Source organism: Paenibacillus sp. P4_E11, from assembly GCF_056401635.1.
Window position 1 is genome coordinate 1 of sequence record NZ_JBFUIX010000180.1, and the last position, 5,800, is coordinate 5,800.

6 protein-coding genes and 1 pseudogene are annotated in these 5,800 nt (G+C 47.7%); 2 read left to right on the plus strand and 5 right to left on the minus strand.

The genetic code is table 11. The features are described from left to right. Positions 1-187 (plus strand): annotated as a pseudogene (locus AC1DWB_RS30550) (polysaccharide deacetylase family sporulation protein PdaB); the annotation flags it as partial. Positions 188-218: 31 nt separating this feature from the next. On the opposite strand, the gene AC1DWB_RS30555 reads toward AC1DWB_RS30550, so the two are convergent. Next, entirely contained in the window at positions 219-983 is a 765-nt protein-coding gene (locus tag AC1DWB_RS30555; protein ID WP_477544866.1) for a KinB-signaling pathway activation protein, read from the minus strand. A 65-nt stretch (positions 984-1,048) separates the two neighbouring features. Between AC1DWB_RS30555 and gerD the strand changes: the two genes are divergently transcribed. Continuing rightward, entirely contained in the window at positions 1,049-1,693 is a 645-nt protein-coding gene (gerD, locus tag AC1DWB_RS30560; protein ID WP_477544867.1) for a spore germination lipoprotein GerD, read from the plus strand. Between the two features lie 174 nt (positions 1,694-1,867). Here the strand turns inward: gerD and AC1DWB_RS30565 are convergent, their stop codons facing one another. The 4 genes from AC1DWB_RS30565 to AC1DWB_RS30580 form a co-directional block, all read right to left on the minus strand. Beyond that, positions 1,868-2,977, minus strand: a complete 1,110-nt coding sequence (locus AC1DWB_RS30565; protein ID WP_477544868.1) for an Mrp/NBP35 family ATP-binding protein — start codon at positions 2,975-2,977, stop codon at positions 1,868-1,870. A gap of 76 nt (positions 2,978-3,053) precedes the next feature. Beyond that, positions 3,054-3,797: an N-acetylmuramoyl-L-alanine amidase CwlD gene (gene cwlD / locus AC1DWB_RS30570; RefSeq protein WP_477544869.1), complete on the minus strand. Its 744-nt coding sequence runs from the start codon at positions 3,795-3,797 to the stop codon at positions 3,054-3,056. A gap of 76 nt (positions 3,798-3,873) precedes the next feature. Further along, the gene (gene sat, locus AC1DWB_RS30575; RefSeq protein WP_477544870.1) at positions 3,874-5,058 is read right to left on the minus strand and encodes a sulfate adenylyltransferase; all 1,185 of its coding nucleotides are present in this window, start codon (positions 5,056-5,058) and stop codon (positions 3,874-3,876) included. 27 nt (positions 5,059-5,085) lie between these two features. After that, on the minus strand, positions 5,086-5,778 hold the full coding sequence (locus tag AC1DWB_RS30580; RefSeq protein WP_477544871.1) for a phosphoadenylyl-sulfate reductase: 693 nt from the start codon (positions 5,776-5,778) through the stop codon (positions 5,086-5,088). Positions 5,779-5,800: the final 22 nt, after the last annotated feature.

The following is a 5,800-nucleotide window of genomic DNA, read 5'->3' on the forward strand; positions in this document are numbered from 1 at the left end:
GGTACATCCCGGCGATATTGTTCTGTTCCATGCCAGTGATTCTGTGAAACAAACGCACGAAGCACTTCCAACTATCCTCGATCAACTGCGTGCTAAAGGATACGAATTCGTAACCGTAGGCCAATTGATTCAACAAACGAGCGTTACCCAGAAGGAAGCCGAGAAACAAACCATGCAGCCCAAATAATGGGAGGTAATAACCAGAAGAGCTAGATAATCTAGCTCTTTTTGGTTGTTTGAACAATTTTGTGAAGCTGCATAATTTGCCAGGCATTACAAACCAATAGCGGTACAATCATAAATATGACATAAGAGTTGCCCGTTTCGTCCAAACTAAAGGCAGGAACGGCTTCCAATATCGTTACGACACTCATGAAAAATAACGTAGGGATAAATGCAGTTCTATTCGTTTTCTTCACTTTCCAGTAGGAAATCAGTAAGGAAATAACAAGGATGGCAATGGGCAATACTGTGAAGGCCCCCACTGATTTATCGGGTTCGTCATAATTGCTGTACCTAAGATACGCTAAATCGATTACGGCTATGCCCACGAACAGCACTTGAAGGATCGTCCAATACACCATTTTGCGCCGGAAAATACTTAATGCTATAAAGCGGATGGTCAAATAAGCAAAAAAACCCATCTGGCTCAATACACTGATCATACTTGCTCCAAATACCATAAATAGCCACTCGTACGCCCCAACAGATACACCCATGAATACAAAACTGTCGTCATACGTCTTAATGAAGGCCCCAGCAATCATACCGGCAATTGTCCCGATCACGAGCGTGCTCCAGAACAAATACCACCATTTTCTAAGTGTCAAGCCAATCCCCTCCGTACTTTCTTCGAACATAAATGCTATACACGATTGTACCAAGCTGACCAATAAAAAGCCAATCAATCCCGAACATAAACCAACGTCATTGACAGATACTAAGATAAAACTTATCCCTTCAAAGTGCTCTGTAGCAGCCAACCTGCTGTTACCCCTTTGTAAGGGACCGTAACCTGAATATTCTCGTGAAGGGAGCAATCCGTATTATGCATGCCAAGAGCTTACGTTGGGTTCCCGTCCTCCTCCTGCCTTTACTCGCTTCCTGCGGCAGCGGATCTCAGGGCAGCTCGCAAAGTAGCGCCGGCGGCGGTTATAAGGAAACAAAGTCGATGGTGCTCGATATACTCAAGACTGAAGAGGGCAAGAAGGCCATTATGGAAGCCTCTCTTAGTGATCAAAACAGCCAAATGAAGCTCCTCTCCACCGATACCGGGCAACAAGTGCAGCTAGCGGTCAAAGATATTCTTACCGCTCAAGATACGGATGTTGTTATTCGCCAACTGATGACAGATCCGAAATTCGCCGGCGACTTCGCTAAAGCTATACAGAAACAGAATAAGCAGCTCCAGAAAGATCTGATGAAAGACCCGGAATATCAGAAGCAAATGCTCGAAATCATGAAAAACCCGGAATACGAAAAAATCGTGACCGAGGTCATGAAGTCCGCACAGTATCGGCAGCAGACGATGACCATCATGCAAGAATCGATGCAAAGTCCGCTCTTCAAGACGGAGATCTTGCAATTATTGAAAAAAGCGTTGGATGAGCAGGCCAATCCACAAAAGAAAAAATCAGGTGATGGTGGCGGCGAAGGTGGCGAAGGCGGCAAGGATAAGGAGCAATCCAAATAAATATAACCCCACAAAGTGACGCTGGCCTTTCGAAGCTTATTCCACGGCGAAGCCCCTTTGTGGGCCTCCCCCCGGATTATTATGATCAGCAAAAAGGACCGGATCCAGGCAGCGAATAGCTCCCCATCCAGTCCTTTTGTCTGTATTCCGAAGTTTGTATTCCTATCGTTCCAATCAGCCGTTCAGCTTCTGAATTAATTGTTCCGCTACTCCCAGATATATCTTACCTATCTCGGTATCGGCCTTATAAACAGATGGCGAGTAATCCGGTTCTTGCGGGTGATTATCTGGGGCTCCAAGCGGAATTTGCGCTAACAGTTGAGTATGAAGCTCTTCGGCAAGCTTGCCGCCYCCACCACGCCCAAACACATAATCCTTCTCCCCATTGGCATTCTGATAATACGCCATATTCTCCACCACGCCCAGAATCTCATGGTTCGTATGCACGGCCATTGCTCCTGCACGAGCTGCTACGAAGGCTGCTGTCGCATGAGGTGTCGTGACAATGATCTCCTTGCTCTGAGGGATCATCTGGTGAACGTCAAGCGCGATATCGCCTGTTCCCGGCGGCAAGTCCAGCAGCAAGTAATCCAACTCGCCCCAGTTCACTTCGTTGAAGAAATTTTTCAACATCTTGCCCAGCATCGGTCCACGCCATATGATAGGCGCGTTGTCTTCCACGAAGAAACCCATCGAGATGACTTTCACTCCGTGACGCTCCACAGGGACAATGCGTTGATCCACAACTTCAGGTCGGACTTCGATTCCCATCATATCCGGAACGCTGAATCCGTATATATCCGCATCTACGATACCTACCCTTTTCCCTTGACGGGCTAGGGCAACAGCCAAATTCACCGTTACCGTGGATTTGCCTACCCCACCCTTCCCGCTTGCGATGGCTATGAATTGTACGTTGGACTCCGGCGAGAGAATACTAGCGCTAGCAGCAGATGTAGGCGCCGAGACTGGAGCTTGTGCCGTAGTCTTAGGCGCAGGAGCTGGAGCCCCTATCCGCTTGGCTAGTTCAGTCCRCTCATAATCGGTAATCCGTCTTACCCTYACATGAACATCAGCGTTCCCAGCCTCACGTAAGGCTTGCACCGCTTGATCCTTCAACGACTGAATATAGGATTCATCGTCCCGAGTCGCGATCAAACTTAAGGAAATGCTAGTCTCTTTGACCATCAAGTCCCGGACCAATTGCAGTTGTACTAAGGATTGCTTGTACTCAGGATCTTGTAAGAAGCTTAATATGTCCAATACTTGCTCTTTCGAAATCATAAGGACCCCCGGTATGATAAGGTTAGTTGTACTATTGTGTCCATTATACCATACGATGTCCTTACTCCAAATCGAATTACTTCTTCTCCTCGGAGGCGAATTTCAGAACTCCACGATAAATCGATTCTGCCACTTTCCTCTGGTACTTATCGGTCGCCATCTGTTTGGCTTCTTGGGGATTAGACAGAAATCCTACTTCCACCAAGGTCGATGGAATGGTTAAAGCCTTTAGTAAATATACGGTGCTGTCAGGCTTGGGAACCCGATCTGTATTGTTCAGGTTGCGCTTCAGTTCCTCCTGTATGGAGGTAGCCAGCTTGCGGCTTTCTGAGTTGGATGCAGAGTAGAACGTTTGTGCTCCGGTCCACTTCGCAGACGGAATGCTGTTCAGATGGACGCTGACCAACATATCTGCTTTCTGCTTCTCAATCAACTCCACCCGATTAAGCAGATCTTCAGTCTTTCGTTTACTGTACCCTTTGGTATTGGATTCAGCCAGATCGGTGTCCTCTTCCCGAGTCATAATCACTACTGCACCTGATTGCTGTAAGTAGTCGCGCAAGTATAAGGCGATTGACAACGTCACTTGCTTCTCGATGACGCCATCCTTACTTGATGCTCCACCGTCAGGACCGCCGTGACCTGCGTCAAGGGCAATTACCTTACCGGACAGGGGCATCGTCCAATACGTCCATGTACGTGTGGCAGGAAGCTCGTACGTAAATAGAAAGACCATCAGCGCTACGAGCGCACCCATCATGCCGATCTTCAACAAACCATGATTGTTCACCCAAAAAACTACTCTTCTTGGACGTCTCATAACAAAAATCCACCCCAGTTCCCTAGACTGTTACTCCAATCTATATGGGACAGGGTGGACAAATATTCTATTATAATTATTGATTGTTGCTGCTCTGCAGAATACCTTCAGACATGCCGTCAATTAGCACCTTCGCCACTTCAGGGCGTGTGAACTCCGCAGGCGGACATATTCCGTCGCGCAACAGACCACGCACTTTCGTTCCTGACAGATGCAGGTGATGGTTCTTGTCGTGCGGGCAAGTCTTCGACGTTGCCATATTCCCGCACTTGGTGCAAAAGAAGCTGTGTTCAAAAAACAAAGGGGTAATACCCAGTTCTTCTGCTGTGAAGTTCTTGAATATTTCCTGTGCTTCGTAAGTACCATAGTAGTCGCCTACGCCTGCATGGTCGCGGCCTACGATAAAATGCGTGCAGCCATAGTTCTTACGCACGATCGCATGGAAGATCGCTTCACGAGGCCCTGCATAACGCATAGCGGCAGGAAATACGCCTAAGAACACCCGTTGCTTCGGATAATAATTGTCCAGTAACACCAAGTAACTTTCCATCCGAACGTCCGCTGATATATCGTCTGATTTCGTTTCCCCCACAAGCGGATTCAAGAAGAGTGCATCGACAATTTCAAGTGCAGTTTTCTGGATATATTCGTGTGCGCGGTGAACAGGATTACGCGTTTGGAAGCCGACAACCGTTTTCCATCCATTTTGCGAGAACCGTTTCCGTGTTTCCGATGGATCGAAGTAGTAATCCTGGAATTTCTCCGGCTTCGGACGGTTCAGTACTTGTACTGGACCACCTACGTAGGTAGATGAGCGCTGCAGAAGCTTCTGTACGCCCGGATGCTCTGGATCGGCGGTCTTGAACACTTTCACTGCTTCGTCTTGCTGATCGACCTGGTAGATGCTGCGAACGTCTAGAATGGCGTATGTAACGCCGTCCTCACCAGTCAGCGCCACCTGTTCGCCAACTTTCAACTGCTCGGCGAGTTGTGCTTCAATAGGCAAAGTAACAGGAATACTCCATACCGTGCCATTCGTAAGCCTCATCTGATCGACAACCGACCGATAATCCCCTTCTTCCAGAAAACCAGTTAACGGGGAAAACGCTCCAATTGCAATTAGATCAAGATCGGACAATGTCCAGGTGTTAATCGTAAGTCTCTTCAAAGTCTTCGCTACATCTAGCAGTTGTTGACGCTTCTCTTGCGGCACCAGTCTGTTGATCAACGTGCCGCCATGTGGTTTGATGGTTTCCGTCACTATGTCCCCTCCTCAGGCCAAATATCACTATTTGTGCAATCCACACTCCGTCTTCTCATTGCCTGCCCAACGTCCTGCTCTAGGGTCTTCACCTGGCAGCACTTGACGCGTACACTTCTCACAGCCAATACTTGGATAATAATTGTCATGAAGCGGATTGTAAATAATATTATGTTGTCGGATGTAATTCCACACGTCTTCAGATGTCCAATCCGCGATCGGGTTAAATTTCACAAGTCCGAACTTAGTATCGTATTCCACTTTCTTCGCGTTAGCACGAGTCGGCGCTTGATCTCTGCGAATCCCTGTTATCCAGGCTTCATACTGTCCGAGAATCTCCGTCAACGGCTCGACTTTGCGAATGTTGCAGCAGCCGTTAGGATTAGACTTCCACATCTCATCCCCATGTAGCTCCGCTTGTTCCCCCAATGTCAACTTCGGTTTAACTTGGATGAAATTAAGATTATAGCGCTCTGCCAAGCGATCACGGGTTGCGTAAGTTTCCTGAAAATGCAGATCCGTATCTAGGTAGAACACATCCGTGTTCGGACGTGTCTTGTGCAGCATATCAATCAAGACTACATCTTCTGCTCCAAAACTGCATGCAAATGTAATATTGGGAAACGTGTCTACAGCCCAGGCTAACAGTGCTTCTGGCGATTCATGCTCGAACCGCTCTGCCGCTTGACTTATTAGTGTTTCTTTCTCAATAAGATTCATCTCAGGAGTGCCTCCTCATGAT